Source organism: Dietzia sp. DQ11-44 (assembly GCF_014145205.1).
Lineage (GTDB): Bacteria > Actinomycetota > Actinomycetes > Mycobacteriales > Mycobacteriaceae > Dietzia > Dietzia natronolimnaea.
This window is the reverse complement of sequence record NZ_JAALEC010000668.1, coordinates 1-1,051: the sequence shown is the minus strand read 5'-3', so window position 1 is coordinate 1,051 and position 1,051 is coordinate 1. Positions and strand designations below refer to the sequence as shown.

Sequence of the window (1,051 nt, the reverse complement as noted above, 5' to 3'; positions counted from 1 at the left end):
GATCGGCTTGACCACCAGCTCCCCCAGCCGGTCCAGCACGAGGTCGCGTTGGGTGCGGTCCGCGCACAGGTAGGTCGGCACCTGCTCGAGGACCGGGGCCTCCCCCAGGTAGAAGTCGATCATCGCGGGCACGGAGGCGTACACGGCCTTGTCGTCCGCCACCCCGTTCCCGAGGGCGTTGGCCACCGTCAGCCGCCCCCCGGCGAGGGCGTCCAGCAGGCCGTCCCGCAGCGGCTCGCCGTCGAGTCCGGGGGAGCTGAGCAGCATGTCCTCGTCGATCCGCGCGTACACCACGTCCACCCGCTGGAGCCCGTCGCGGGTCCTGCGGTGCAGGATCCCGTCCCGGAAGACGACCTCGTCAGGGGTGACGAGTGGCAGGCCGGCCCGGTCGGCGATGAGGCGGTGCTCGAACCACGCCGAGTCCGCCGAACCGGAGGACATCACCACCACGTTCGGGGTGTCGCCCGCCGCCGGCGGTGCCGCCGCCACGAGGGTCTCCCGGATCATGGGGAAGGCCTGGTCGGGAGAGTGGAGATCGAACTCGTCGACCAGGTCGCCGAACAACGCCGACGTCATCTCGCGGTGGGCGGTGGAGAAGGCGACACCGGACGGCACGCGGACGTTGTCCTCGAGGACCAGCCACCGACCGTCGTCCGCGCACACCAGGTCGATCCCGCAGATGTGCGCCCGGATCCGGTCCGCCCCCAGCGCCCGCCCGGTACTCCCGCGGAACCCCGGTGCCCGATCGAGGGCCTCGGGGGCGAGGTGCCCGGCGGCGAGGAACTCCTGCTCGCCGTAGACGTCGTCCAGGAACGCGTCGAGGGCGCGGGCGCGCTGCTCGATCCCGGCCGCGAGCCGCGACCAGGTCTCCGAGGTGATGATCCGGGGGACGAAGTCCATCGGGAACGCGTGGGGACGCTCCTGGCCCGTGACCCGGAAGGTGACCCCGGCGACCGAGGCCTCCTGCTCGGCCCGCACCTGCCGCGCCCGGAGCCTGACGGTCCCGATCCGCTGCAGCGCCGTCAGGACGGGGTCGTACGGGGCCCGCGGA

General features: G+C 73.1%; 1 protein-coding gene. It reads right to left on the bottom strand.

The features are described 5' to 3' along the window. On the bottom strand, positions 1–1,051 hold a 1,051-nt coding region (locus G6018_RS15320), incomplete at both ends, for a circularly permuted type 2 ATP-grasp protein (RefSeq protein ID WP_182640075.1).